Genomic DNA, 26,424 nt, shown 5'->3' with positions numbered 1-26,424 from the left:
TGTCGGCGCCTGTCTCGGCGTGTGCGAAGTCACCCAGGAGGTTGGGGAGATACACAAGCTCGCCGGAGAGCAACGGCTGCCCCACCGGGGGCCATCACTTCTGCCGGTGCACGAGCCTCTTGCGCAGGGAGTGGACAAAATCGGTGATGATGCCGAAACACCCGGCGTCGATCAGCGCCATGGCCCGGTCCATGTCATTGACCGTCCAGGGCGCCACGCGGATGCCCGCAGCGGTCAGCTCTCGCACGAGACCAGCGTCGACCAGCGCATGATCGGGATGATAGGTTTCTGCGCCGAGATCATGGAGGTACTGCACCAGGTTGGCGGGGTGGGCGCCCTCAACCAGGACGGCTATCGGGATTTCCGGGGCCAGCCTGCGCATCTCGGCCAGGTAGTCGTGATTGAACGATGAGACCAGCACGAGGTCCTCGACACCGGTGGAGCGCACCATTTCCAGCACGTCGCCGACGATGGACAGATCACCGGGAGACTGGGTCTGGTCCTTGATCTCGATATTCAAGGGGAAGTCGTGCCTACGGGTGAACTCCAGCACCGCGCGCAGGGAGGGAATCCGCTGGCCGCGCATCCGGTCGACATCGACCGGAGACACCTCGCCCGAGGCTATGGTGCCGAAGGGGTCCTGCTCGGCGAACCATGCGCCTGCGTCGAGCCGGCGCAGCTCCTCGAAGGAGAAGCCGGACGTAATCCAGGGCGCGCGGGCCGCGAACTCGTCGTGGTCGCGCACGTCCGTCGTACGGCTCAACACGTCATCGTGAAAAATCACCAGCGAGCCGTCGGCGATCTTGTGGACATCCGTTTCCCAATAGTCCGCACCGAGGGCAAGGCCGAGTTCGGCCGCCATCATGGTGTTTTCGGGAGCCAAAGCGCGCGCGCCTCGATGGGCGCAAACATACCCCGAGCCGGGGAGGCGATCGAAAAACATTTAATCAGCCTTTTTGGTGAAATAGACGTTGACCAAAGCCAACAGTGACGTCCCCACGATGAGCATCAGGGACACCGCGTTGATGACCGGCGTGGAACCATCACGCACCTGCAGATAGAGGTTGATGGGCAGTGTCGGTTCGGAACCGACGAGAAACAGGGTCGTATTGAAGTTCTCGAAGCTCATGAGGAAGGCGACGGCCCCGGCGCCCACGATGGCAGGGCGCAGAAATTTCAGGGTGATGTGCCAGATGACGCCGAGCGGGGTGGCCCCAAGATTCAGGGCGGCCTCTTCCAGCGAGTGGTCGAATTTGCGCAGCCGGGCCGACACCACCAGCGTCACGAAGGTGGTGATGAACGAGAACTGGCCCAGCACCACGAGCCAGAAACTGGGACGAAACACTTCGATATCTATCCCGAACGTCTCATCAAAAAAGGCGCCCGCCGTATTGGCGGCCAGCAACTGGGAGATACCCAGGATGACGCCGGGAATGACCAGGGGCGCGAGCATCAGGAAGTAGAGTACGCCCTTGAAGCGGAACTCCTCCTTCTCGAACAGGAAACTGGCGCAGGTGCCCACCACCGTACTGAGGATGGAGACACACAAGGCCGTCTTGAAGCTGGTCACGATGGCGCGCAGGTTCTGGTCGTCGTGAAACAGACCAATGCGGTCCGGTCCGCTGGCCAAAAACCAGTCCAGGGTGAATCCCTGCCAAGGCAGGGACGGAAAGTTCGAATCGTTGAAGGCCAGCACGCAGGTGACGAGCAGCGGCGCGAACAGGAAGGCGAAGTAGAGAAGGATGAAGCAGCGGAAGGACCAGTCATAGGCCTTGCTGCGCGGCAGAGAGCGGATCACGACGCCACCTCCCCGAGCTTCTGGCCCGTGAGCTTGAGCCCGACCCAGACGATGCACGAGCTGAGCGCCAGCAGCAGGAAGCCGAAGGCCGCCCCCTGGTTCCAGTTGAAGCTGGCGATGAACTGGTTGTAGATCTGCTCCGTGAACCACAGGGAGTTCTTGCCGCCCATGAGGTTGGGGGTGAGGTAGTTGCCGAGCACCAGCATGAATACCACGATGGCGCCGGAGGTGATGCCCGGCTTGCAGTGCGGGATGATGATCGTACGCCAGATGCAGATCTTGCTCGCGCCGAGGTCGTAGGCGGCCTCCACCAGACTGTCGTCGAGGCTCTCCATGACCGAGACCAGGGGCACCACCATGAAGAGCATGGACGTGTAGACCAGGCCCATGATCATGGTCGCGTCGTTGTAGAGCATCTCCACGGGACGCTCCAGAAGCCCGAGCTGCAGGAAAAGGTAGTTCAACACGCCGGACTCGCGCAGCAGGATCATCCACCCGTAGACCCGGACCAACTCGCTGACCCAAAACGGCAGAAGCAGGAGGATCATCAGGAAACCGCGCACCCTCGGCCGGGAGAGCTTGGTGATGTAGAAGGCCACGGGCAGGGACACGACCAGCGTGAGCAACGTGGTGATGATGGAATAGACTGCCGTGCGCACGAAAGTCAGCCAGTAGATGGGTTCGGTGAAGAAGTTCGCGTAGTTCTCAAGGCTCCAGCCCTCGTCGGTCCGGAAGCTCAGGATGAACAGATCCACGTGCGGAAGCACGATGAGCAGGAAGAGCCACAGCAGGACCGGTGTCAGAAAGAGCCAAAATAGGCCGGATCGGTTCATGGACATTCCTCCCTGCGAGCAAAAACGATGCCCGAGTGGGGGTGCCAGCCCAGGGTGATCTCTGCGCCGGGACGGATGTGGTCGAAAGCGCGATTCTGGGGAAGGGCCGCGAGGAGCTCGTGCCCCGACGGGGTCACCGTCAACAGGCGGCTGTTGGCGCCGTCGAACAGGATCGCCTTGACCACAGCCGGAAACGTATTGAGCCCGTCCGTTCCGACCGGATCGATGACCATGGCTTCGGGCCGCAAAAACAGGGTCGCCGGGCCCTTGTGTGCATCGGCCTTGCGGCGCGCACGAAAAACCAGGGCCTCGTCGGTGCGGATCAGGACGGTCTCACCCTCCACTTCCTCCACCGTCCCTTCCCAACGATTGTTGTCCCCGACGAACCCCGCCACGAAGGGCGTCTGCGGATCCATGTAGAGTTCCTGCGGGGAGCCGACCTGCTCGAAGCGCCCGCGGTTCATGACCGCCACAGTGTCGGACATGACCAGGGCCTCGGACTGATCGTGGGTGATGTAGATGAAGGTCGTGCCGACCTTGGCCTGGAGTTTCTTGAGCTCGACCTTCATCTGCTCCCTCAGTTTCAGGTCCAGGGCGCCCAAGGGTTCATCCAAAAGCAACAGCTTGGGATCGAGCACCAAGCAGCGGGCAATGGCCACACGCTGCTTCTGGCCGCCAGAGAGCTGGTGGATGCGCTTGGCGCCGTAACCGGGCAGGCCGACCCGTTCCAGCATCTCCTCCGTGCGCCTGCGGATTTCGGCCGCGGGCACCTTGCGGCGCCGCAGGCCAAAGGCAATGTTCTCGGCCACGTTCATCATGGGGAAAAGCGCAAGGTGCTGGAAGACAAGGTTCACGGGCCGCCTGTTGGGCGTAACCCCACGCATATCCTGGCCGCTGATCTCGATACGCCCGCTCGTCTGTTCCTCGAAGCCCGCGATCATGCGCAGCAACGTCGTCTTGCCGCAGCCCGAGGGACCGAGAATGGAAAAGAAGGAGCCCTTGGGCACCTCGAAGGACACGTCGTCCACGGCCCGGAACGTTCCGAACTCCTTGACCAGACGGGAAATGACCAGATCGTATTGCATGCGCTTGCCTTATCAAAAAAAATGAAGGTCCGGGGCGCAAACGCTCCGGACCGTGCAACGGTTAGTTGGCGGCCTTGATCCTGTCCAGCACCTTGCCTTCCATGGCTTCGAGCTTGGCGGGAACGGGCGGGTACCACTTGATATTGTCGATGACCGCCTGGGGAAAGGAACGGTCAAAGTTGGCCTGGAAGGCCGGGTCGATGAAGGGGCCGGCACCCTTGGAGGCCGTGGGGATCTTTTCGGCGGAGGTGAAGGCGCCACTGTTTTCGGGCCGGAGCATGAAGTTGATCCACTTGTAGGCGGCGTCGACGTTCTTGGCCTTGGCCGGGATGGCGAAGGTGTCGATCCAGCCCAAGGCGCCTTCGCTCGGGGCCACGAAGTCGATATCCTTGTTTTCCTCATGCAGCTTCCAGCCGCCGTTGTCCCATCCCTCGGCCACGGTCACCTCGCCCGAACGAACGGATTCCAACAATTGGTCGCCGTTGGCCCAGTAGTTCTTGACCAGAGGCTTGGCCTTGATCAGCTCGGCTTCAATCTTGTCCAGCATCTCGCCGTAGGCCTTCTCATCGCCGTACAGGGCAAAGGGGTCATAGCCCAGGGCGAATCCCAACCCGATGAGCACGGGCCTCTTGAGACGATAACTAATGCGGCCCTTGTACTGCGGATTGATGAGCGCCTTCCAGGACGTGGCGCCCCCCGCCTGGGCGGTGTTGACCACCAGCCCCGAGGTTCCCCAGCAGAACGGCACGGCATAGGACTTGCCGCCCACCTGGGTGTTCTTCTTCACGGCTTCGAGCATGGAAGGGATGAACAGGTCGGACTGAATCTTGGTATAGTCGATGGGCTGATAGATGCCGAACTGCTCCTGCACCGAGGCGATGCGGTCCTGGCTGGGCTGGGCCAGATCGAAGCCCGCCCCGCGGGTGGCGCGCAGCTTGGCGATCATCTCTTCGTTGTTGGAGTAGGTGACTTCCACCTTGATACCGGTCTCCTTCTCGAACTTGTCGACCAGGTTCTGGGGGGCGTAGCCTTTCCAGGTCAGCAGTTTCAGGGTTTCCTGCGCCTGGGCGACGCCCGCCAGGCAGAACAGTGCCAGCAGTGCGAAAACCAACTTCTTTTTCATGATCAAACTCCATCGTTAAAAAATCAAACCGACAATCCAGCCAAATCAATACCACTCGAACGAAAAATTGGAAACGGATTTCACGGCGGGTCGCGCGCTCGTGTCCTGTATCAGGACCTTGCCTCACGCGTGCTCATGCAACCGCCCCATTGGAGGGATACCCCAACCGCCCCAATACACGCAAGCTCTACGGTGCTTTCTTGACGATCTTGTTGCAATGCGACGTCGGCAACGCGACTCTCCAGCCCGGGTAGAGGCAACCACTAAAAATACCGCCCTTTGTGGACGAGTGGGGACGGCGCCACCGGCGCCCTGCGTGAGACCGTCTCCACCAAGGACAACTCCTCTCCCAACACCTCAAGGTTGTCTCCGGGCCGCTACGCGCCGCCCGCGCAGCGGGCTCTGGGCGGAAATACCCCGCGCGAGGAAATAGCGGCGGCGGGCGTGATGGTCCCTTGTCTCGTGGTCGCTGTCCCCAGCGATTTCCCTTTGAGGGCTCATATTCCCGAAGAGGGCCGCTACGCCCGACATCGCGCTCGCCCTGGCGCTTCTCCACCACAAAAATCGCCCTGTGGCCCAGGAACCTCACGCGCCCAGACGCTCGCCCGCCTCTCGGGCCGGAAGCGCTTCAGAGGGCCTCCGCTCGATCTCCACAAACCGCCGCGCTTCCTTCGCCGGCAAGGATAGGTCACCCCGTGTCTTCCCGGGATGCCATTTTTATTGGCCAATTCAGGGGTGACAATATCATTGTCCGGCAACAGCGGCAGGAAACATCTTGACGGCTGCGGACTCTTTGAGGCAAAGAAGCTTCCGCTTCCGAGCGGGTGTAGCTCAATTGGTAGAGTACAAGCTTCCCAAGCTTGGTGTCGCGAGTTCGATTCTCGTCACCCGCTCCACACCTCATGTATCCGTCCGCGACTGCGCGGAGAACCGATGAGGGTGGGCCCGGTTTCGGTCCACCTTCTTTTTTTCTCGACCACCCCATGACCATGGACACCACCGCCCTACGCGCCCATATCACCTCTTTGGCCGAAACCGCCTGCCTCGCCCACGGGGTCTCCCTGTGGGGGATCGAATTCGGCGGCGGCTCACGACGCCTTCTCGTTCGCGTGTACGTGGACGCCCCAGGCGGGGCGACCATCGAACATTGCGAAGCCGTAAGCAGACACCTGGGCCTCGCCCTGGACGTGGAAGACCCCATTCCCGGGGCCTATACCTTGGAAGTGTCTTCTCCGGGCCTTGATCGGCTCTTTTTTCACCCCGAGCAGCTCGCTTCCTATGTGGGGGCCACCATCCGGGTGCGTCTGCGCGAAGCCATGGACGGTCGCAAAAATTTCCAGGGAGTTCTCCAAGCGCTGGAGGATGATACCCTTGTCCTGGCGGAAAACGGCCATGTCTTCCGCCTGCCCTGGCCGGCCTGCGCCAAGGTCCAGCTGGTGTACGATCTCTCGCCCTCCTTTTCCACGGAGACTACCGCATGAATCTCGAACTGAAGAAAGTCATCGACCAAATCAGCAAAGACAAAGGGATCGACCGGGATCTCCTCATCGATACCTTGGAAGAAGCCATCCGGGCATCGGTCATCAAAAAATATGGGGATGGCCTCGATATCGAAGTCACCTTCAACGACGAAACCGGGGACATCGAAGTCTTCCAATTCAAGATCGTGGTGGACAAAGTCCACGACCCGGACAACGAAATCTCCTTGGAAGAGGCGCGCCAGCACGACCCCAACGTGGAGTTGGACGACGAAATGGGTTTTCGTCTCCACGTGGAGGATCTCGGCCGCATTGCCGCGCAAAGCGCCAAGCAGGTGCTCATCCAGCGCATGCGCGACGCCGAACAGGAAATCATCTACGAGGAATACAAAAACCGGAAAAACGAGATCGTCAGCGGCATCATCCAGCGCCGCGACCGCGCCGGCTGGATCGTCAACCTGGGGCGCACCGAGGCCCTGCTGCCCAAGGAGCAGCAAATCCCCCGCGAGCACTTCCGCCAGGGGGACCGGGTGGAAGGCCTCATCATCGACGTGCGCAAGGAAGGCCGCGGCCCGCAGATCATTATTTCCCGCTCCCATCCGGACTACATGGTGGCCTTGTTCCGCCGCGAAGTGCCCGAGGTGGCCGACGGCACGGTGAACATCATGAGTGTCGCCCGGGATCCGGGACTGCGGGCCAAGGTGGCGGTATTGTCCCAGGATTCCAACGTGGATCCCGTGGGAGCCTGCGTGGGCGTACGGGGCTCGCGCATCCACAACATCGTGCAGGAACTGCGCGGCGAGCGCATCGACATCGTCCTCTGGAGCCCGGACATCGCCACCTACGCGGCCAATGCCCTGTCTCCGGCGCGCATCGCCAAAATCATCGTGGACGATGAGGAAAAAACCCTCGAGGTGGTCGTCCCCGATGACCAGCTGACGCCCGCCATTGGCAAAAAAGGCCAAAACGTAAAGCTGGCGGCCAAGCTCCTCGGCTGGAAGATCGACATCCATTCGCTCACCCGCTTCAACCAGATGTACAAAAACCGCCAGCAATTGGAGCAGGTGGCAAACGCGGCACAAGTGTCCCTGGCCGACATCCTGGACGCGGGATTCGACTCCTTGGAAGCCCTGGCTGCGGCCGACAATGAAGATTTGATGCGCATCCGCGGGGTGGATGAAGACACGGTGGGGATTTTGCGCACCGCCATCAACCTCCTTTCGCCCAAGGTCCAGCCCCGCGACGATGAGGCCGAGAGTGGAAGCACCCTCCAGGAATGATTTTCCCCAGAAACACCGCCCGGTTCGTACCTGTGTCATCTGCCGGCAGCGGTTTGAGAAAGATTGTATGCAGAGATATCTCTGCCCGCCGCCAGGGGGCGCCGCATTGGTGCCGGACCCAAGCGGCCGGCAGCCAGGCCGCGGTTTTTACGTCTGCGGCAACGCGAAATGTCAGGAGCGTGTGGCCTCGTACCGCGGCTGGCGCATGAAATGTAAGGGAGAGAGGGCATGAGCACGAAAATGCGGATTCGGGATTTGGTGGCCGAGCTCGGCGCACAAGGTCGGGAGATCATGCGCATTGTCCATGAGCTGGGCATTGAGGCCAAAACCCAAATGAGCGGCCTCACGGAAGAACAGGTGGAGGCCGTACGCAAACGCTACGAAGCATCCCAAAACGCCCCGGTGGAGACCCGCGTGGCAGGGGAAGTGGTCGTACGCCGCCGCCGGCGTACGACGCGCAGCAGCGCACCAAAAGACGACCGCGAAGGGGAAGCGAGCGCTCCGGCCGCCAAAGAGGCCCCGCAAGCGTCCGAAGACTCGGAGACCACGCCGCAAAAATCCGTCCGTAAGGCCCGCCGTCCCGAGGCGCCCCGAGCTCGAATCATCGAAACACCCCAGCCAGAGGTACAGCCGGAGCCGCAGCCTGCGTCGGAAACGGCACCTGCCGCGCCGGAAGCCACTCTTCCCCAGGAAGAAGCCACGCCCGAGGCATCTGTCCCGGTCCAAGACACGCCGGAAGACGCCATGGTTGCCGCGCCCGAAGCATCGGCCGACGGCCGCCCTGCGGAAGCACCGCAGCCCGAGGAGCGGGAAGACGCTTCTCCCAAAGACAGTCGCAAGCGCTCCAAAGACCGCAGCCGCAAGCCCGCAGCCCCCACGGTGGCCGTCAAAGTCATCTCCCGGCCCAAGGTGGTGGAATTTCCCCAGGCCTCACCCCGGCCCGAGCCTCGTCCAGCCCCTGCGCCAGTGGCCCCGCCCAGCGACGCCCCCAGCCGTGATAGCCGCGGGAAGAAGAAAAAAGGCCGCCGCACCGTGGAGGCACGCGATATTTACGACAAGCAGGAAGCCGCCATCCTCTCCAAGAGCAAAAAGGCGCAGCGGGCGGAAGCCAGACGGCAATCGGAACGCCGTCCGGTCTCCCAGCCCATCAAGGCAGCCAAACGCAAGATCCGCATCGAGGAAAGCATCCGTTTGAGCGACCTCGCCCATCAAATGGGTATCAAGGCCCAAGAGCTCATCAAGACCCTCTTTGGCATGGGCGTGCTGGCCACCATCAACCAATCCCTGGATTTCGAGACCGCAGCACTGGTGGCGGCGGAATTCCACTACGACGTGGAAAAGGTGGGCTTCTCCGAGGAATCCTTTCTTATCCCTCAAGAAGCCGACGCCCCAGAATCCCTCAAGCCGCGGCCGCCTGTGGTGACCATCATGGGGCACGTGGACCATGGCAAGACGTCGCTTCTGGACGCCATCCGTCAGACCAACGTGGCCTCGGGAGAGGCCGGCGGCATCACCCAGCACATCGGCGCCTACCATGTGCGTACCCCCCGTGGCGAAGTGGTATTCCTGGACACCCCGGGTCATGAGGCGTTCACCACCATGCGCGCCCGCGGCGCGCAGGTCACGGACATCGTGGTGCTCGTGGTGGCCGCGGACGACGGCGTCATGGAGCAGACCCGTGAGGCCATCAACCATGCCCGGGCCGCCGGCGTGCCCATCGTGGTAGCGGTCAACAAGATCGACAAACCCGGTGCGGATCCTGACCGGGTCAAACGCGAGCTCGCCGACCTGGGACTTTTGGCGGAAGACTGGGGCGGAGATACCATTTTCGCCCCGGTATCGGCCAAAAAGCGTATCGGCCTGGACGAGCTCCTGGAGCTCATCCTGCTGCAGGCCGAAGTCCTGGAGCTCAAGGCCAACCCGGACAAGCCCGGGCGCGGTCACGTGATCGAGGCGCGCCTGGACAAAGGCCGTGGCCCGGTGGCCACCATCCTGGTCAAGGAAGGCCAAATCCGCCAAGGCGACGCCTTTGTATGCGGACTTTTCAGCGGCAAGGTGCGGGCCATGTTCAACGACCAAGGCCGCGCCATCAAGGTGGCCGGGCCATCCATGCCGGCGGAACTCCAAGGCCTGGAAGGCGTGCCCGAGGCGGGTGACGAGTTCGTGGTGGTGCAGGACGAGAAAGTCGCCCGCCGCATCGCCGAAGAACGGCGCATGAAGCAGCGCGAGCGTGAGCTGGCCAAAGAATCCAAGGTCACCCTGGAGAGCTTTTTGGCGGCCAAGGCTGGCGGTGAGACTCAAAGCCTCAACATCGTGCTCAAGGCCGACGTCCAGGGTTCCCAAGAAGCCATTGCCGAAGCCCTGCGCAAGCTCTCCACCGACGAAATCAAGATCGGCATCGTCCACGCCGGCACCGGCGCCATTTCCGAGTCCGACATCCTCTTGGCCTCGGCGTCCAATGCCATCGTCATCGGCTTCAATGTGCGTCCCACGGCCAAAATCAAGGAGATCGCCGAGCAGGAACAGGTGGACATCCGCTTCTACGACATCATCTACAAGCTGGTGGACGACATCAAAGCAGCCATGTCCGGCATGCTCTCGCCGGAGATCAAAGAGGTCTACCTGGGTCAGGCCGACGTGCAGCAGACCTTCTCCGTCCCCAAGGTGGGCATGGTTGCCGGTTGCATGGTGAGCGACGGCAAGATGAAACGCAACGCCGGCGCCCGCTTGCTGCGCGACGGCGTGGTGGTGTACACGGGCCGTATCGCCTCCCTCAAACGGTTCAAGGAAGACGCCCGGGAGGTGACCAAAGGCTACGAATGCGGCATCGGCCTGGAGAACTTCAACGACATCAAAGTGGGCGATGTCATCGAGGCTTTCGAGCACGTGGAAGAGGCCCGCGCCATCGAATAGGCCATGTACATTGGGGCGCTGCGTTTGGAATTCCGGCTGCACGGCGTCTTCTCCCTCAAGGAGAAGCGCCGCATTGCCGCCAGCCTCAAACAGAAGCTGCGCAACAAGTTCAATGTCGCTGTGGCGGAGACAGAGTCCCAGGACAACCATGGTGCCTTGGTGCTCGGAGTCGTCACCGTCAGCGGTGACGCCGGCCACGCCCAAGGGCTGCTCCACAAGGCCGTGGCCATGGTCGAAGCGGCCACCAGCGAAGAGCTCATCGCCGCAGACATCGAAATTTTTGGAGACTGATATGCACCGCGCCACAAGCCGTCGGGCCATGCAGATGGCCGATCAAATCATGCAGGTTCTTGCCCGCATCCTCGTGGAAGAGGTGGAAGATCCTGCCGTGCGCTTGGTGACGGTCACCGGCGTGCGCCTCAACCGGGACTTCAGCATCGCGGAAGTGCTCTTCACCCACGTGGAAGGCCGCGAGGTGGAGACCCGCACGACCCAAGGGCTCTACCGGGCCAAAGGCTTCTTGCGCCTGCGCCTCGGCCAGGAGTTGCGGCTGCGCGCGGTCCCTGACCTGCGCTTCACCTGGGATGCCTTCCTGGAGGAAATGGTGTATGATCCCCCCGCTGCACCCCATCGCTGACGCCATCCGGCAGTACCACCGTTTCCTCGTCACTTCCCACGTGAACCCCGACGGGGACGCCATCGGCTCCATGCTCGCCATGGCCGGCATCTTGCGGGCATTGCACAAAGAGGTCGTCATCTACAACGAATCCGGGTTGCCACGGCGCTTCGACTGGGTGCGTGGTGGCGAGGCCATTGTCTCCGCCTTGCCGGACCGCAAGCCGGAGGTCATCATCATCCTCGACTGCGGCGACGTCCGCCGTCCGGGAGAGGCCATCCAACCCTGGATCACCACTCTGCCCATCATCAACCTGGACCACCATCTGGGCAATTCCCACTTCGGCACCTATAATTGGGTGGACCAGCGCATGGCCGCCACCGGCGAGATGGTGGGCATGCTCGCCCGGGTCTTTGGCATCCCCTTTGCCGGCCCCTTGGGCGAGGCCCTGTATTTGGCGCTGACCGCCGACACCGGGGATTTTTGCTACAACAATACCCGCCCCCAAACGCTGGAAATGGCTGCGGAAATCCTGCGTCAAGGCCTCAAACCCGGTCCGTTCTACGAGCGCAAACACTCCACCGGCTCCTTGGCGCAAGTCCAGATGCGCGGGGAAGTGATGCAAAAGGCCCAGCTCTTCGCCGACGGCCGTATCTGCCTCTTCCAGTTCACCCAAGAGCTTTTTTCCCGCACCGGCACCGGGCCGGAAGACACCGAAGGACTCGTCAACGAAGGGCTCGCCATCCGCGGCGTCCTGGTGTCCGTGAGTCTGCGGGAAGAACGGGACCGGATCAAATTTTCCCTGCGCTCCAAGGGCGAGATCAACGTGCAAACCGTGGCCACACGCTTTGGCGGCGGCGGCCATCGCAACGCTGCCGGCGGCAATCTCATCACCACGGACATGGAGGAGGCCATCGGCACCCTCATCCCCGCAATCACCGCGGAATTGGAGGAGGCATGCAGCAGCACGGTATCCTGATCGTAGCCAAACCCCCAGGGCTCACGTCGGCCCAGGTCACCAACCGCATCAAGCGCCTGGGACAACGCAAAATCGGCCATGCGGGCACTCTCGATCCCATGGCCACCGGCGTCCTGGTGGTGCTCCTCGGCCATGGGACGAAGCTCGCCGAACACCTCAACACCGGCACCAAGGTCTACCGCGGGGTCTTGCGCCTTGGTCTGACCACCGATACCTACGACCGCGAGGGCTCGGTGACGTCCGAGGCGCCGTGGCAACACATCGAACCCGATAGCGTGCGCCGCCTCATCCTCTCCTGGACCGAACTCACCGAGCAGGAGGTGCCGCCCGTATCCGCGGCCAAACACGGCGGCAAGCCAGGATACCTCTTGGTACGCCAAGGCATTACCCCGCCAGCCAAGACGAAACCCATTACCGTTTTTTCCGCCCAGGTCCTGCGCGTGGACCTGCCGCGGGTGGAATTTCGAGTCACGTGCTCTACCGGCACCTATGTTCGGTCCCTGGCCCACAGCCTGGGGATGCGGCTTGGGTGCGGCGCCGTGCTCGAGGAACTGGAACGCGAGGCATGCCATCCCTTCACCCTGGATCAGGCCTTGAGCTTGGAGGAAATCCTCGCTGCAGGGGATGACCTCGGCCGCCTGGTCATCCCGTTGGCCGAGGCATTGCCCCATTGGCCGCGCCTCATCGCCACCGAGGCGCAAGCATCCATGGTGCGCCAAGGGCAAATGCTGCCTGCCGGAATGTTTCCCGGCGTCACCGCGGCCCCGGGGGACAAGGCCCTCATGCTGGACTCCAGCGGCGCGGCCCTGGCCCTCATGCAAGCCAAGATCCACGGGAAGACAGTGGTATGGCGCGTGCTTCGCGGCCTATGGTAGGCCCGGTTCCATGGTCCATCACCCTAACCCAATATAAGGAGATCGCTGTGGTCCTGACACCGGAACGAAAAGCGGAAATTGTCAAGGAATTCGGAAAGTCGGAAACCGATACCGGCAGCCCTGAGGTCCAGATCGCCCTGCTTTCGGCGCGCATCGAGTACCTCACCGAACATTTCAAGAGCCACCCCAAAGACCATCACTCCCGGGTGGGCCTCTTGAAGCTGGTCGGCCAGCGCAAGCAACTGCTCTCCTACCTGCGCTCCAAGGATGTGCAGCGCTACCGCGACATCATCGCCAAGCTCGGCCTGCGTAAGTAAACCACCACGGGCGGGGGCTTCCCCCGCCCTTTGCCCTCCCGCCCCAGGGTTTCGTGTTGCTGTCCAGGAAGCGAAGTTCGTTTTCTGCACGCATCACCAAACCCGCAAGGGGAGGGCCAACCCCTTGAGGAGTATACCCATGTCTGGATTTTCCACGACCACCCGCACCATTTCGTGGGCAGATGGAGCCATCACCATCGAACACGGCCGCCTGGCCCTGCAGGCCAGCGGCGCAGTCACCGTGCGCTGGGGCGACACCATCGTGCTCGTCACCGCCACCCACCAGGCCATGGACCGCACCGTGGACTTCCTGCCGCTCACCTGCAACTACCAGGAAATGCTCTACGCTGCAGGCCGCATCCCGGGCAGCTATTTCCGCCGGGAGATCGGCCGTCCCAGCGATCACGAGACCCTCATCTCCCGCCTGGTGGACCGCCCCATCCGGCCGCTTTTCCCCAAAACCATCAATCACGAGATTCAGGTCATCGCCACGGTCATCTCGTCGGATCGCGAACACCCGGCGGACATCCTTGCCATGCTGGGGGCCTCGGCGGCGCTGCACATCTCGGACATTCCCTTTGCCGGCCCCATGGCTGCGGTGCGCATCGGCCAAAAAGACGGCGCCTTCATCCTCAACCCCACCACCAAGGAGATGGAATCGAGTCCTCTCAACCTGGTGCTGGCCGGCACGCGGGACGCCGTGGTCATGGTGGAGGGCGGGGCGCAGTTCATCCCCGAAGACGTGCTCGCCGAGGCTATCGCCTGGGGACACAGCCAGCTTGCCCCCTTTCTCGATGCCCAGGAGTCCCTGCGCGAGGAGCGCGGCCGGGCCAAGTTTGTGGTTCCGGAACCGGTCCACGACGCCGAGCTGGAGGCCGCAGTACGGGAAGTGGCCGTCGCCCCCCTGGACGAGGCCCTGCGCGTGCCGACCAAGCTCGCCCGCAAGGAGGCCAAGGCCGCGGTCAAAGAAGCGGTCCTCGCCGCCCTGCGGGAACGCTTTGCCGAAGCGCCGGAGCGACTGGCGCGGGTTGGCGAAGTTTTGGAAGCCCTGGAGAAGGAATTGGTGCGCCGCCGCATCCTCGAAGAAGGCCGCCGCATCGACGGCCGGGACCTGACCACCGTACGGCCCCTGACCATGGAGGTGGGCGTCCTGCCCCGCACCCACGGCTCCGCCATCTTCGCCCGCGGCGAGACCAAGGCGCTGTGCACCTGCACCCTGGGAAGCTCCCGGGATGAGCAACGGCTGGAAACCCTGGGCGGCGACGTGGCCAAGCGTTTCCTCATGCACTACAATTTCCCGCCTTACTGCGTGGGCGAGGCCCGGCCGCTGCGCGCCCCCTCCCGCCGCGAAGTGGGGCACGGCGCCCTCTCGGAGCGCGCACTCACGCCCATCCTGCCGGATCCGCAGTCCTTTCCCTTCACTATCCGCCTGGTGTCGGACATCATGGAGTCCAACGGCTCCTCGTCCATGGCCTCGGTGTGCGGCGGCTGTCTCGCCCTCATGGATGCAGGCGTGCCCATTACCACCCCGGTGGCGGGCATCGCCATGGGACTCATCAAGGAAGGCGACCGCTATCTGGTGCTCACCGATATCCTCGGGGACGAAGACCACCTCGGCGACATGGACTTCAAGGTGGCCGGCAGCCGCGACGGCGTCACCGCCATCCAGATGGACATCAAGATCGCCGGCATCCCGGCGGAGGTCATGCGTAAGGCCTTGGCCCAGGCGCGCGAGGCGCGGATCTTCATCCTCGACGCCATGGCCAACGTCCTGCCCGCCCCCCGGGGAGAGCTCTCCCGCTTTGCGCCCCAGACGGATACGGTCCACATCTCTCCGGACAAGATCCGCGAGCTCATCGGCCCGGGCGGCAAGAACATCAAGGCCATCTGCGAGGCCACCCAGGCGGACATCGACATCGACGACTGCGGCAAGGTGAGCATCTTCGCCCCGGACCAAGCAACCTTGGCCAAGGCCCGAGAAATGGTGCTCTTCTACGATCAGAAGGCGGAACTGGGCCGCGACTACGACGGCATCGTCAAAAAGGTCATGGACTTCGGCGCCTTTGTAGAGATTTTGCCCGGCCTGGAGGGCCTGTGCCATATCTCTCAGTTGGACCGCGCCCGGGTCCAAACGGTCACGGACGTGGTGCGCGAAGGCGACGCCATCCGCGTGCGGGTCATCGACATCGAACCTTCGGGCCGCATCAAACTCAGCCGCAAGGCCATCCTGCAAGAAGCCGCCGGAGAGACTCCGGACCCGGTGGAACGCCACGCCCCCCGCGGCGGCCGGCCTCGCGGCGGCGGGCGGCGCTAGCCGCGCCTTTTGCGCGACCCCCATCCATCCCCTCAACAGCGGGGCGAGATCTCTCGCCCCGTTTTTCCGTCCACGAGAGTTCGCATGCGTCGTCAGGAAACCACCGCCAATCTTCTGCTCGGTCTCACCGCCCTCATCTGGGGCCTTGCCTTCACTGCCCAACGGATGGGCATGGACTTCATGGGCCCGCTCACTTTCAACGGCATCCGCTTCCTTTTAGGCGGACTCACCCTCATCCCCTTGGCCTGGGGTCTCGGAGAGCGGACACTGCCCGCTCTGTGGATGCTTCGCCGCGGCATGGTCCTCGGCGTGGTGCTCTTTCTCGGCGCCTGGCTCCAGCAACTGGGCATCTGCTGGACCACCGCCGGCAACGCAGGGTTCATCACCGGCCTCTACGTCCTGTTGGTGCCGGTTCTGGGCTATCCTTTTGGCCAGCGCGCCGGGCTCGGCACCTGGACCGGGGCATGCTTGGCCCTCACCGGCATGTATCTGCTTTCCGTTACCGAAGGTTTCTCCATGAACCGCGGTGATGTCTTCGTCCTTTTCTCCGCCGTGTTCTGGGCCGTACACGTACTGGCCATCGGCAGGTTCAGCACGGGGCTTCGCGCTGGAGAAGCCGTCGCCCTTTCCATCATCCAATTTCTCACCTGCGGCCTCATCAGCTTGGCGGGGGCCCTCGCCACCGAAACCGTCGCCCTGGGCGGGATCCGCCAGGGCATCGTCCCTATCCTCTACGGCGGCCTCGGATCCGTGGGGGTCGCCTACACCCTGCAGGTCATCGCCCAGCGCCACGCGAGACCGGCACCGGCAGCCATCATCCTGAGCCTGGAGGCAGTGTTCGCCGCCCTGGGCGGCTGGGCTATTTTGGGAGAAACCATGTCCCTTCGGGCTATGCTCGGCTGCAGTCTCATGCTTCTTGGCACCATCACCGCGCAACTACGGCCATGATCTTCCTGACAGGCAAACCGCCGTCCGCCGAAAACTGCTGGCCTTGCACCCCGCCTTGTGGCATAGGGATACAAACCAAGGAGGCCGTATGCGTCAGGCAGGATTTACGCTGGTGGAACTTCTTGTGGCGGTCGCCATCGTGGGCATCCTCGCAGCCATTGCCATCCCGCAACTGGTCAAATACCGCATTCAAGGGGCGCTCGCCCGGGCGCAAAGCGACCTGCGCTCCTGCATGATGCTGGCGGCCAGCCAAGAGGCCATCGATGGCATCCAAAACTACACCTGCTCCAACATGAGCGGAAACCTCCTGAACTGCACCGTCTCCATCTATGTCGCCAACGGCACCACCACCCTCTCGGTGCCATGCCTGCACGACTACGACGGTGTGACCATCAACTGCTCCATCGCCGCCAATGTGGCGGTCTGTGCCCCTCAATAGTCATGCGTTTCATCACCCTCCTCGTCCTTCTGGGCCTGCTTGCCCCTGCTCTGTGCTGGGGGCAAAAGCTTTCCTTGACCGCCGAAGAGCAGGCCTATCTACTGCAGCACCCCACCCTCACCGTGATCTTCGACCGCGATTATCCGCCCTTCGAATATCTGGAAAACGGAGAATTGCAGGGGTTCACCCGTGGTCTCATGGAGCTTGTGGAGCAGCGCATCGGGGTGCACCTGCGCTTCGTGGCCCCGGCCACCTGGACCCAGGCCCTGGAATGGATGCGTCAGGGTGAGGCAGACATCGTCACCAGCGTCGCCTACACCCCGGAGCGCACGCAATTTCTCCTCTTCACCAAGCCCTATCTCTTCCTGCCCCTAGGAATCGTCGTGCGCAAGGAAAGCCCCTGGTCCGACATGGAATCCTTACGGGGCCGCACCATCGTCTTGATCCGCAACTATGCCGCGTCGGAAAAAATCCGCCACGACTACCCCGACCATGCCCGCTTCACCGAAGTGGACACCATCGCCGAGGCGCTCATGCAAGTGGCCTTTGGAGAGGCCGACGCCGCCATCCACAACACCGTGGTGGCGGCCTCCATTCTCCACCGCCTCGGCATGACCACCCTGCGGGTGACGCAGCTTTTGAAAGACACGGAAAACCTCGGCCTCGCCACCCGCCGAGACGCACCGCTGCTGGCAAGCATCCTCGACAAGACGCTGGCATCCATTTCCCCGGAGGAATGGGAGACGCTGCGGCAGCGCTGGCTTCCTGCCGAACAGCCCATGGACCCTGCCGTACGCCGCGCCCTCGTCCTCGCTGCGGCGGTGGGCGCGGCACTGCTGGGCACCCTCGCGGCCGCCGCCTTCTTGCTGACCCGGCGGCTGCGCGCCCGCATGCGGGAGCTGGAATCCGCCCACACCCAGAAGCAGTCCGCGCTGCGACGCCTGGAAATCGCCCTGGAGGCCACCGGGGCCGGAATCTGGGAGCACGACACCCGCTCCGGGGCCGAATTCCATTCCGAAAACTGGTACCGCATGCTCGGCTACACGCCTCCGGAAGATGCGGCCGGAGGCTATGGCCTGTGGAGAAAGCTCGTCCACCCCGATGATCTCCCCCAAGCAGAGGCCAACTTCGTCCGCTTTCTCGAAGATCCCCAGCAGTCCCGCTTTACCGCCCGCTTCCGCATGCGCACGGCCGACGGTTCCTGGCGCTGGATCTTGAGCTTCGCCCAAGCCCTCACGCGTGACGCCGCCGGCACGCCCACCCGCGTGGTGGGCGTCCACCTGGATATCCACGACCAGGAAGAAACCCGACAGCAGCTCATGCGCAGCAAATTGCGTCTCCAGGCCGTCCTGGAACACGTGCCCTTGGCCTTCGGCCTCTTCCGCCGCACAAAGGGCGGAGATTTCCTCATCGAAGACGCCAATCCCGCTACCATCGAAACCATGGGAGCGGACATCCACACCATGGTCGGCCGTTCCCTTCTCGACGTCTTTCCGCGCCTGGGGAGCACCCGACTTCCCCAAATCCTCCACATGGTCCTCGACCAGAACATCCCACACATCGAAGAGGATTTTCCCTACATCAACCGCCTGAACCACGAGCGTTTCTACACCCTGATCGTCTTTCCCGTGGGCACGGATCTGGCGGGCATCTTTTTTCGCGACGTCACGGCACAGCGCCTCACCCACCAAGAGCGCGAAGACGCGCTGCGCCTCTTTACCGCCGTCTTCCACCTTTCCCCCGAAGCACTCGCCTTGGTGGATGGACAAAAGAACATTCTCCACGCCAACGCGGCCTTCGCCCAGATGGTGGCCCATGAGGCCCCCCTGCCTCCATCGCTGGAGGCCGTCCCCCTGCTTGCCCCGGAGCTGCGCGCATCCCTCTACGCTGCAGTCTTTGAAAAAGGCGAAACCGTCCGCCGCGACGCCCAAGGCATGCGCGCCGACGCCACCCCCATGCCGCTTGCCATCACCGCCCGCCCTCTTGTGCTCCACGGCGAAACGCATATGCTGCTTGCCCTGCGCGACATGACCGAACACCACCGCATTCAGGAACTTCTGGTGCAAACGGAAAAAATGCTCTCTTTGGGCGGCATTGCCGCGGGCATTGCCCATGAGATCAACAATCCTCTGGGGATCATTCTGCAGAACGCCCAAAACGCCGAGCTGCGGCTGCGCCCGGATTTTCCCAAGAACCGGCAGGTGGCCGAAGAGCTCGGCGTGACGCTGGAGGACGTGCACCGCTATGTCACGGCCCGAGGAATCCCGAATTTTCTGGCCGACATCCGCGACGCTGGCGGCCGAGCGGCAGGCATCGTCCGCACCATGCTCGATTTCGGGCGCAAAAGTGAGTCCCGTCGGACCATATGCGCTGTGCACGACATGCTGGAGACCGCCATTTCCCTGGCCAGCAAGGACTACGATCTCAAAAAGCACTACGACTTCCGGCGGATCACCATCGAGCGCGACTATGCCCCGACACTGCCCCCGGTGTTCGTCGCGCAAACGGAGATCGAGCAGATCTTTCTCAACCTGCTGCGCAACGCAGCCCACGCCCTGCACGAGGCCCCGCCAGCCGAAGGCCCACGCATCCGCATCACCACCCGCCACCACCAAGGGATGGTGCGCATCCGCATCGCCGACAACGGCCCCGGCATCCCTGCGGAAGTCCTGCCGCACATCTTCGAGCCGTTTTTCACCACCAAACCCCCGGGCCACGGCACGGGACTCGGTTTGGCCGTATCCTATTTCATTGCCCAAAACCACAGCGGCCGGCTCTGGGCCGAATCCGAACCCGGCCACGGTGCGGTATTCTTCCTCGAACTCCCCACCCCCGAGCCCACACCGTCAAAGGAGGTTGCATGCGCGTCCTCGTCGTAGACGACGAACCCGCCTTGCGCCGTTCCGTGCGCGCCTACTTGGAAGATTTGGACCACCAGGTGCTGGAAGCGGAAAACGGCCAACTGGCCTTGGAGATCCTCGCCGCCACACCGGTGGACGTGGCGTTGGTGGACCTCAATATGCCCGTGGTGGATGGATATGCCGTGATCGAGGCCGCACGCCAAAACCACCCCGAAATGCCTACTGTGGTCATCTCCGGAGTCGGGGTGGTGGAAGAAGCCCTGCGGGCGGTACGGCTTGGCGCTTGGGACTACATCACCAAGCCCATCCGGAACTTCGACCTGCTGCTCTACACCTTGGACAAGGTCATGGAGCGGGCCGCGCTCCTGCGGGAGAACCGCCGCCATCAAGAGCACCTGGAAGAACTCGTGGCCCAGCGCACCCACGAGCTGGAACGCACCCGGCGCCAAATCATGCAGCGACTCAGCCGCGCTGCGGAATACAAGGACAACGAAACCGGCAACCACGTCATGCGCGTGGGCGAAATCAGCGCGGTCCTCGGTCGGGCCATGGGGCTTTCCGAGGAGCGCTGCCTGATGCTGCGCGACTGCGCCCCACTGCACGATATCGGCAAGATCGGCATCCCGGACGCCGTCCTCCTCAAACCCGGCAAACTCGACCCCGAAGAATGGGCCATCATGCAGCGCCACTGCCTCTACGGCTGTGAGATCCTCTCCAGCTTGAAAAGCCGCGACGAAGCTCGGAAGCGTTGCCTGCACTTCGACGAGACCGACCCCGACGACAACGAGCTCTTGCACCTGGCGCGCATTCTCGCTCTGCTGCACCACGAACGCTGGGACGGCACCGGCTACCCCTTGGGCCTCAAGGGCGAACAAATCCCCATGGAGGCCCGTATCGTGGCCTTGGTGGACGTCTACGACGCCCTCTCCAGCGAGCGGCCCTACAAGCCCGCTTTTCCCGAAGACCGCTGTCTGGCCATCATCGCCGAAGGTCGAGGCACCCACTTCGATCCGGCCGTCGTCGACGCCTTTTTCCAGCACATCGAGGAAATCCGCGCCATCCGCGCCCGCTGGCAAGACTGATGCTCCGCACTCGCCATACCCCTTCCGCAGATTGGCGCGACTTGCCCCACGACATCCCTTCCGGCATCCTGCTCTGGTGGGCCGAGATGTCGGACGCCGCCGTCCAAGATGCCGCAGCCGCCCTGCGGCGGCGCTACCCTGGCGTCCCGATCCAAGGATGCTCCACCGCAGGCATCGTCGAGGCAGGCCGCCTGCACAGCCAAGGGATCCTGGCGGCCTTCTGGTTTTTACCTGAAAAAGCCCGCGCGCTCCGCATCCGAGCTCGAGGGCTGGCTTCGGAATGGACCCTGGCCCGAGATCTGGCCGACACCCTGGGCCCGGCCCCCACCGGCCCGATCATCATCATGGCCGAAGGACTCCACCTCGACGGCGAACGCCTCACCCGCGCCCTCTCCGAGGCGCTCCCCCACGCCATCATCACCGGCGGCATGGCTGCAGATGGCGAGCGCTTTCAGCGCACCGTCCTGCTCCATGACACGGAAATCCTCACCGACGGCCTGGTGGCCATGGCCCTGCCGCCACAACTAGAGGCAGTCTCCGCCACCGGGTGCGGCTGGCATGCCATGGGGCCGCCACGCACGGTCACCGCAGCCGAAGGAAGACTCATCCTTGAGTTGGACGACGAGCCGGCGCTCACCCTCTACGCCCGCTACCTCGGCCCCCATGCGGCAGACCTGCCTGCCAGCGGACACCATTTTCCCCTGCTGGTATCCGCACCGGGCGAAGCCCCTGTCCTGCGCAGTCTTATCGCCGTAGATCATCAACGCCATGGCCTCCTCTTCACCACCGCCATCCCCGAAGGCAGCACAGTACAACTTATGCATGCCTCCATGGTGGACGTCCTGAACGCAGCGCGCACCGCGGCAGCGCAAATTCCGCAAGGCTCCGCTGCGGCCCTCATGGTGAGCTGTGTGGCGCGGCGCCACGTCCTCGGTCCCCTGGCCGAGGACGAGCCCGCCGAAGTAGCCGCCACGCTGGGCATCCCCATGGCAGGCTGGTATTCCTACGGAGAGATCGCCGCCGCGCCCTGCTCCTTCCGCAATCAAACCATCTGCCTCACGGCCCTACGCCCACGCTGATGCACCGCCTCCTCATCCGCCAATTCCGCGACCTCGGCCTCTCACCAGACGCCCTGGACCCCAAACTTGCCCCCCTCACCGAGGCTGTCAGCACCGCCTACTCCCACTTGGAAGAAGAGATCGCCCTCCAGGCCCAGGCATTGCGTCTGGCCACTCAGGAGCTGGCCGAACAGAGCAGCCGCCTCGGCGAAGCGCAAAAGCGACTCACCCGTATCATCGAATTTCTCCCCGACCCCACCATGGTCATCGATCACGAAGGCCGGGTGCAGGCCTGGAACCGGGCCATGGAGGCCATCACCCGGGTGCCGGCGGTGGAGATCCTCGGCAAGGCAGGACGGTGCTACGCTGTCCCCTTCTATGGCTATGCACGTCCCATGCTCGTGGACGTGCTCCTGGACCCCAGCCTGCCCGAACGCCGCCAGTACCCGGAACTCCACGAAGACGAGGACGCGCTCACCACCGAAGCCTTCGCCCCTGCCCTGCGCCAAGGATCCGGCGCCTTCGTGTGGGCGCACGCCATCGTCTTGCGGGACTCCTCAGGCCAGGTGGCCGGGGCCATCGAAACCGTCCGCGATATCACGAGCCATAAGCGCGACGTCGTGCGCGCCCGGATCCTCTATGAGCTCGCACGGAACACCACGAACCTCTCCAGCATGGACGCCCTGCCGCAAGCTGCGGCCGCAGTGCTCTCCCGGCTTCTTCCGGTCACCGACGTGGCGCTGCGTCTGCGCCCCCAAAACGAAGGCGAACGCTTCTTCTGCCAGGGCGCCCACAGCGGATTCGCCCAGCGGGCAAAGGCTGCCATGGACCAGGCGGAGTTTCTCGGCCGCAGCACGGACGCAGCGCTGCTTGCCGACGGCTGGGTCATGGCCGCCCCCCTGCCGGCGACGGCACAATTCTCCGGCGCAGTGGCCCTGTGCCTGTCCCAAGCAGGCCGGCTGCTGGCTGCTGGCGGGCTCCTGGACCAAGTGGCGGACCAATTGGCCCTGGCCGCAGCGCACGCACAGCTCCAGGAACAATTGGCCGCCACCCAGGACAAGTTTCAGCAGCTCTTCGACAATGCGCCGCTCGGCATCCTCGTGGTGGATCCCAAAGGCCGACCGCAGTCCGCCAACGCCGCGTTTTCCCATCTCTTCGGTCTCAAGGCCCAGGACATCCCCAACGCCTTTGACGTGCTTGTGGACGAGGCCAGTCAAGCGCAGCACGCCTCCCTCGTGCAGCGGGTTTTGGCAGGGGCCAATGTGCACGTGGAAACCTCCCGTCGTCACCGTATGGGGCACAGCATCGACGTGGCCATTTTGGGCTACCCCTATCTCGTGGCCGGCCGGGTGGCCGGGGCCTTCTTCCTCTACCAAGACATCTCCCAGCGCAAACGCTACGAAGAAGAACTGGCCTACCAGGCCCTGCATGACCAGCTCACGGGCCTGCCCAATCGCACCTTATTCCTCGACCGCCTCAGCCAAGCCCTCGCCCGCCGCAAACGACGCTTCGCGGCCATGATGCTCGATCTCGACGACTTCAAGCGCGTCAATGACACGCTCGGCCACGCCGCGGGAGATACCTTGTTGGAACACATCGCCCGGGTTCTCGCCCAAGCGGTGCGCACCGGCGATACCGTGGCACGCCTGGGCGGCGACGAATTCGCCATCCTGCTTGCGGACATCTCGTCTCCCCGGGATGCCGTGCCGGTCATCCGACGCATCCTCCGCTCCATGAACCAGTCTGTGGATCTGGAAGGGCATGCCTACCAGCCCGCCACCTCCATCGGTGTCGTCCTCAATACCGACGGCTACACCTCGGCCGACGAAGTCCTGCGCGATGCGGATATCGCCATGTACCATGCGAAAAACGCGGGCAAAAACCGATTCAAGGTCTTTACCCGGCGCATGTACGCCCAAGTGATGCAGAATATTCACATGGAAGGCGACCTGCGCCACGCCATTGAAAGCGATGGGCTCTCCATCCACTTCCAGCCCATTGTCCAGGTCGCTGACGGACGGGTGGTCGGCCTCGAAGGACTGGTGCGCTGGCAGCATCCCCGGTTGGGGCCAGTCTCACCCGCCACCTTCGTCCCCCTGGCGGAAAAGGCCAACCTCATCACCCAACTGACCCAATGGATGCTCAAAAACAGCTGCCGCATCTTTGCTTCCTGGCGCAAGCAGCATCCGCAACTGGCGACCCTCTTCCTGTCTCTCAACCTCTCGGCCCAGGATCTCGCCCACCCCAATCTCGTGACCACGGTGCTCACCAGCCTGCGCGAGGCCCACATGCCGCCGTCCTGCCTCAAGCTCGAAATCACCGAGACGGCCATCATGCGACACATCGAGCAGGCAAGCCACAAGCTCCACCGCCTGCGCCAGGAAGGTGTCGGCGTATGCATGGACGACTTCGGCACCGGATATTCTTCCTTGTCCTACCTGCGCCGCCTGCCGGTGGACACCCTGAAGATCGACCGCTCCTTCGTGAACTCCATGCTGGAAAATCCTTCCAATCTGGAAATCGTGCGGGTCATCTTGGGGCTGGGCCAAGTGCTGCGCCTCACCACCGTGGCCGAAGGCGTGGAAACGCGAGCGCAACTGGACGCCCTCCACCAATTGGGGTGTCCCCTGGCGCAAGGCTACTACTTCGGTCGGCCCATGGATGCCCAAACCACCCTACGCTTTCTTCTGGAACGCATTCCCCAAGCTCTTGCATGAAATCAAATTTCTGGATCCGCAATTACCGCGCCCGTACCCCCGACCTCACCACCTTCCAAGTGGTCATCGAAGAGTCGGACCTCTGGATCGCCGCCCACCAGGACCTCTCGGCCATGGCGGCCACCGAAGTCCGCCGCCTACGCGGCCAGATCCAAGCTTGGGCGGAGCTCCACCCGGAGTTCTATTCCGCCCTCACCCCGCTGCCCTGCCCCCAACGCGCCCCAGCCATCGTCAGGCGCATGTACCACGCCGCCGAAGCCACGGGCGTGGGGCCCATGGCCGCCGTGGCCGGAGCCATCGCCCAGGCCGTGGCCGAGGCCCTGCACCGGGAAAGCCCTGAAGTGCTCGTGGAAAACGGCGGCGACAACTACCTCATCTCCCGCACCGAGCGGGTGGTGGGCATCCTCGACGATCCTGCCGCCGGGATGCGTCTCGGCTTGCGGCTCGCGCCCCACGACTTCCCCTGCGCTCTGTGTGCTTCATCAGCGCGTATCGGCCATTCCCTGAGCTTTGGAGACGCGGACTTGGTGGTGGTGCGCGCCGCCGACGCCGCCCTGGCCGATGCCGCGGCCACGGCCCTGGCCAACCGGGTGCACAGCCCCCGCCACGTGGAACGAGCCCTCGCCCTGGCGCAAGCGTGGGAGCAGATCGGTATTGACGGGGTCCTGGTGCGCTGCGGAGAGATGCTCGGCGCGTGGGGGAATCTAGAGCTCGTCGCCGTGGACACCCCACAGCACTAGGCCGTCAGCCAGGCATAGATGCCGCCGCAGAGCACGAGGCTAAGCACCCGAAAGGCCTGACTGGCGGTAATGAGCTCCAGCGCCAGGCGCGGCGCAAAAATCCCCGCATAGTACGGGAACTGATGCCGAAAGGCGCGCATGGGCGAAGAGACGATGTTGCCCACCACCAGGGCGAGCACCACTTGACGCTCGGGCAGGGCCGCGGCGTCGAGGAGGGCGCCGGCAGCGGCCATGCCCGCGGAAAACTCCGCGGCCAGCTGGAACAGCACGACGCTCATGGCTTGGGGAGGGATCAAGGCGCTGCCGAGGTATTCCACAATCCGGGACTCCAGCCAATGAAAGGCGCCCGAGGCATGCAGCCCCTGAAAGGCCAGGTACACCGGGACAGTGATGGCCACGATCTTGCCGATGCGCCGCCGAAAGCGCTTCCATGCCGCGCGCAGCACGCCGGCGAGATCCTGCGGCGCAGGCGGCAACGCCGTCTCCTCCAGACAGCACCGGCCAAGACCACCCAAAAGCAGCCGCGCCACGCCCAAAACGCCGCATGTGCGCAGCAGCGCCGCCCCCACGGTGATGGACAGATACACTACCGCGGCACGACCAATGAGCGGCACGGTCATAAAGACCATGCTTGGCAGATGGAGAAAATACGTAGGCAAACTATTGAACAGATTGGACAAGATGAGCTCACGCCGACTGATGCGGCCTTCCTCGTAGGCCGAGGCGAGCATGGTATTGGCCGTGTAGCCGGAGACGAAGGCCACGGCAAAGCTGGCCGCAGAGACATCGCAAAACCGCCCCATCCGGGCCACAGGCCGGGCCATGCGGGCAAGCCAGCGCGACCACGGCGAGGCCTCGATGAGATTGCCCACCAAGACCCCAACCGCCACCGCCGCCACCAGTTTGACACTCGGCCAAGCCACGGTGCGCAGGGCCGCATCCCACGAGGAAACATCCATCACCTGAGA

The 26,424-nt window shown here is 63.6% G+C and carries 23 protein-coding genes and 1 tRNA gene; 18 read left to right on the top strand and 6 right to left on the bottom strand.

Annotation, left to right across the window (positions count from 1 at the left end):
* Window positions 1-94: 94 nt before the first annotated feature.
* The 5 genes from BR00_RS06810 to BR00_RS06790 all read right to left on the bottom strand — a co-directional run bounded on the left by BR00_RS06810 (window position 95) and on the right by BR00_RS06790 (window position 4,839).
* Entirely contained in the window at window positions 95-943 is an 849-nt protein-coding gene (locus BR00_RS06810) for a glycerophosphodiester phosphodiesterase (protein WP_496476836.1), read from the bottom strand.
* Entirely contained in the window at window positions 944-1,798 is an 855-nt protein-coding gene (locus tag BR00_RS06805) for an ABC transporter permease (protein WP_496476835.1), read from the bottom strand.
* A complete protein-coding gene (locus BR00_RS06800) occupies window positions 1,795-2,631 on the bottom strand; it encodes an ABC transporter permease (RefSeq protein ID WP_496476834.1) in 837 nt (278 codons plus the stop codon). Before BR00_RS06800 ends, BR00_RS06805 begins: the two co-directional genes overlap by 4 nt.
* Complete coding sequence (locus tag BR00_RS06795) at window positions 2,628-3,716, bottom strand: ABC transporter ATP-binding protein (RefSeq protein WP_496476833.1); 1,089 nt, start codon at window positions 3,714-3,716, stop codon at window positions 2,628-2,630. The genes BR00_RS06800 and BR00_RS06795 overlap by 4 nt, the downstream gene beginning before the upstream one ends.
* 61 nt (window positions 3,717-3,777) lie before the next feature.
* On the bottom strand, window positions 3,778-4,839 hold the full coding sequence (locus BR00_RS06790; RefSeq protein ID WP_496476832.1) for an extracellular solute-binding protein: 1,062 nt from the start codon (window positions 4,837-4,839) through the stop codon (window positions 3,778-3,780).
* 820 nt (window positions 4,840-5,659) lie between these two features.
* Here BR00_RS06790 and BR00_RS06785 point away from each other — a divergent pair.
* From BR00_RS06785 to BR00_RS06700, 18 genes are all read left to right on the top strand, one after another.
* Window positions 5,660-5,735, top strand: a tRNA-Gly gene (locus BR00_RS06785).
* 87 nt (window positions 5,736-5,822) lie between these two features.
* Window positions 5,823-6,320 (top strand): ribosome maturation factor RimP, encoded by a 498-nt coding sequence (gene rimP, locus BR00_RS06780; RefSeq protein ID WP_496476831.1) that lies wholly within the window; start codon window positions 5,823-5,825, stop codon window positions 6,318-6,320.
* A complete protein-coding gene (nusA, locus tag BR00_RS06775; protein ID WP_496476830.1) occupies window positions 6,317-7,597 on the top strand; it encodes a transcription termination factor NusA in 1,281 nt (426 codons plus the stop codon). The genes rimP and nusA overlap by 4 nt, the downstream gene beginning before the upstream one ends.
* On the top strand, window positions 7,494-7,829 hold the full coding sequence (locus BR00_RS06770) for a YlxR family protein (RefSeq protein ID WP_496476829.1): 336 nt from the start codon (window positions 7,494-7,496) through the stop codon (window positions 7,827-7,829). Before nusA ends, BR00_RS06770 begins: the two co-directional genes overlap by 104 nt.
* Complete coding sequence (gene infB, locus BR00_RS06765) at window positions 7,826-10,510, top strand: translation initiation factor IF-2 (RefSeq protein ID WP_496476828.1); 2,685 nt, start codon at window positions 7,826-7,828, stop codon at window positions 10,508-10,510. The genes BR00_RS06770 and infB overlap by 4 nt, the downstream gene beginning before the upstream one ends.
* A gap of 3 nt (window positions 10,511-10,513) precedes the next feature.
* Window positions 10,514-10,801: a DUF503 domain-containing protein gene (locus BR00_RS06760; RefSeq protein WP_496476827.1), complete on the top strand. Its 288-nt coding sequence runs from the start codon at window positions 10,514-10,516 to the stop codon at window positions 10,799-10,801.
* A 1-nt stretch (window position 10,802) separates the two neighbouring features.
* Window positions 10,803-11,147: a 30S ribosome-binding factor RbfA gene (gene rbfA, locus BR00_RS06755; protein ID WP_496476826.1), complete on the top strand. Its 345-nt coding sequence runs from the start codon at window positions 10,803-10,805 to the stop codon at window positions 11,145-11,147.
* Complete coding sequence (locus BR00_RS06750; protein ID WP_496476825.1) at window positions 11,119-12,105, top strand: DHH family phosphoesterase; 987 nt, start codon at window positions 11,119-11,121, stop codon at window positions 12,103-12,105. The genes rbfA and BR00_RS06750 overlap by 29 nt, the downstream gene beginning before the upstream one ends.
* Window positions 12,084-12,980 carry a tRNA pseudouridine(55) synthase TruB gene (gene truB, locus BR00_RS06745; protein WP_496476824.1) on the top strand — a complete coding sequence of 299 codons (897 nt, stop codon included), beginning with the start codon at window positions 12,084-12,086 and terminating at the stop codon, window positions 12,978-12,980. Before BR00_RS06750 ends, truB begins: the two co-directional genes overlap by 22 nt.
* Before the next feature lie 47 nt (window positions 12,981-13,027).
* A complete protein-coding gene (rpsO, locus tag BR00_RS06740) occupies window positions 13,028-13,297 on the top strand; it encodes a 30S ribosomal protein S15 (RefSeq protein ID WP_496476937.1) in 270 nt (89 codons plus the stop codon).
* 139 nt (window positions 13,298-13,436) lie between these two features.
* The gene (gene pnp / locus BR00_RS06735; RefSeq protein WP_496476823.1) at window positions 13,437-15,611 is read left to right on the top strand and encodes a polyribonucleotide nucleotidyltransferase; all 2,175 of its coding nucleotides are present in this window, start codon (window positions 13,437-13,439) and stop codon (window positions 15,609-15,611) included.
* An 84-nt stretch (window positions 15,612-15,695) separates the two neighbouring features.
* The gene (locus BR00_RS06730; RefSeq protein ID WP_496476822.1) at window positions 15,696-16,559 is read left to right on the top strand and encodes a DMT family transporter; all 864 of its coding nucleotides are present in this window, start codon (window positions 15,696-15,698) and stop codon (window positions 16,557-16,559) included.
* An 88-nt stretch (window positions 16,560-16,647) separates the two neighbouring features.
* A complete protein-coding gene (locus tag BR00_RS06725) occupies window positions 16,648-16,998 on the top strand; it encodes a type IV pilin protein (protein ID WP_496476821.1) in 351 nt (116 codons plus the stop codon).
* A gap of 2 nt (window positions 16,999-17,000) precedes the next feature.
* Entirely contained in the window at window positions 17,001-19,877 is a 2,877-nt protein-coding gene (locus BR00_RS06720; RefSeq protein ID WP_496476820.1) for an ATP-binding protein, read from the top strand.
* Entirely contained in the window at window positions 19,859-20,941 is a 1,083-nt protein-coding gene (locus BR00_RS06715; protein WP_496476819.1) for an HD-GYP domain-containing protein, read from the top strand. The genes BR00_RS06720 and BR00_RS06715 overlap by 19 nt, the downstream gene beginning before the upstream one ends.
* The gene (locus tag BR00_RS06710; protein ID WP_496476818.1) at window positions 20,941-22,020 is read left to right on the top strand and encodes an FIST signal transduction protein; all 1,080 of its coding nucleotides are present in this window, start codon (window positions 20,941-20,943) and stop codon (window positions 22,018-22,020) included. Before BR00_RS06715 ends, BR00_RS06710 begins: the two co-directional genes overlap by 1 nt.
* Window positions 22,020-24,716, top strand: coding sequence for a putative bifunctional diguanylate cyclase/phosphodiesterase (locus BR00_RS06705; protein ID WP_496476817.1), 2,697 nt, complete (start codon window positions 22,020-22,022; stop codon window positions 24,714-24,716). Before BR00_RS06710 ends, BR00_RS06705 begins: the two co-directional genes overlap by 1 nt.
* Window positions 24,713-25,456, top strand: coding sequence for a UPF0280 family protein (locus BR00_RS06700; RefSeq protein WP_496476816.1), 744 nt, complete (start codon window positions 24,713-24,715; stop codon window positions 25,454-25,456). The genes BR00_RS06705 and BR00_RS06700 overlap by 4 nt, the downstream gene beginning before the upstream one ends.
* Here BR00_RS06700 and BR00_RS06695 read toward each other — a convergent pair.
* Window positions 25,453-26,415, bottom strand: coding sequence for a hypothetical protein (locus BR00_RS06695; RefSeq protein WP_496476815.1), 963 nt, complete (start codon window positions 26,413-26,415; stop codon window positions 25,453-25,455). The two genes, BR00_RS06700 and BR00_RS06695, sit on opposite strands and share 4 nt — an antisense overlap.
* Window positions 26,416-26,424: the final 9 nt, after the last annotated feature.

This window comes from Thermodesulfomicrobium thermophilum DSM 16697 (genome assembly GCF_059568695.1).
Note: the sequence above shows the minus strand (reverse complement) of the source record. Positions and strands in the feature narration are given on the sequence as shown.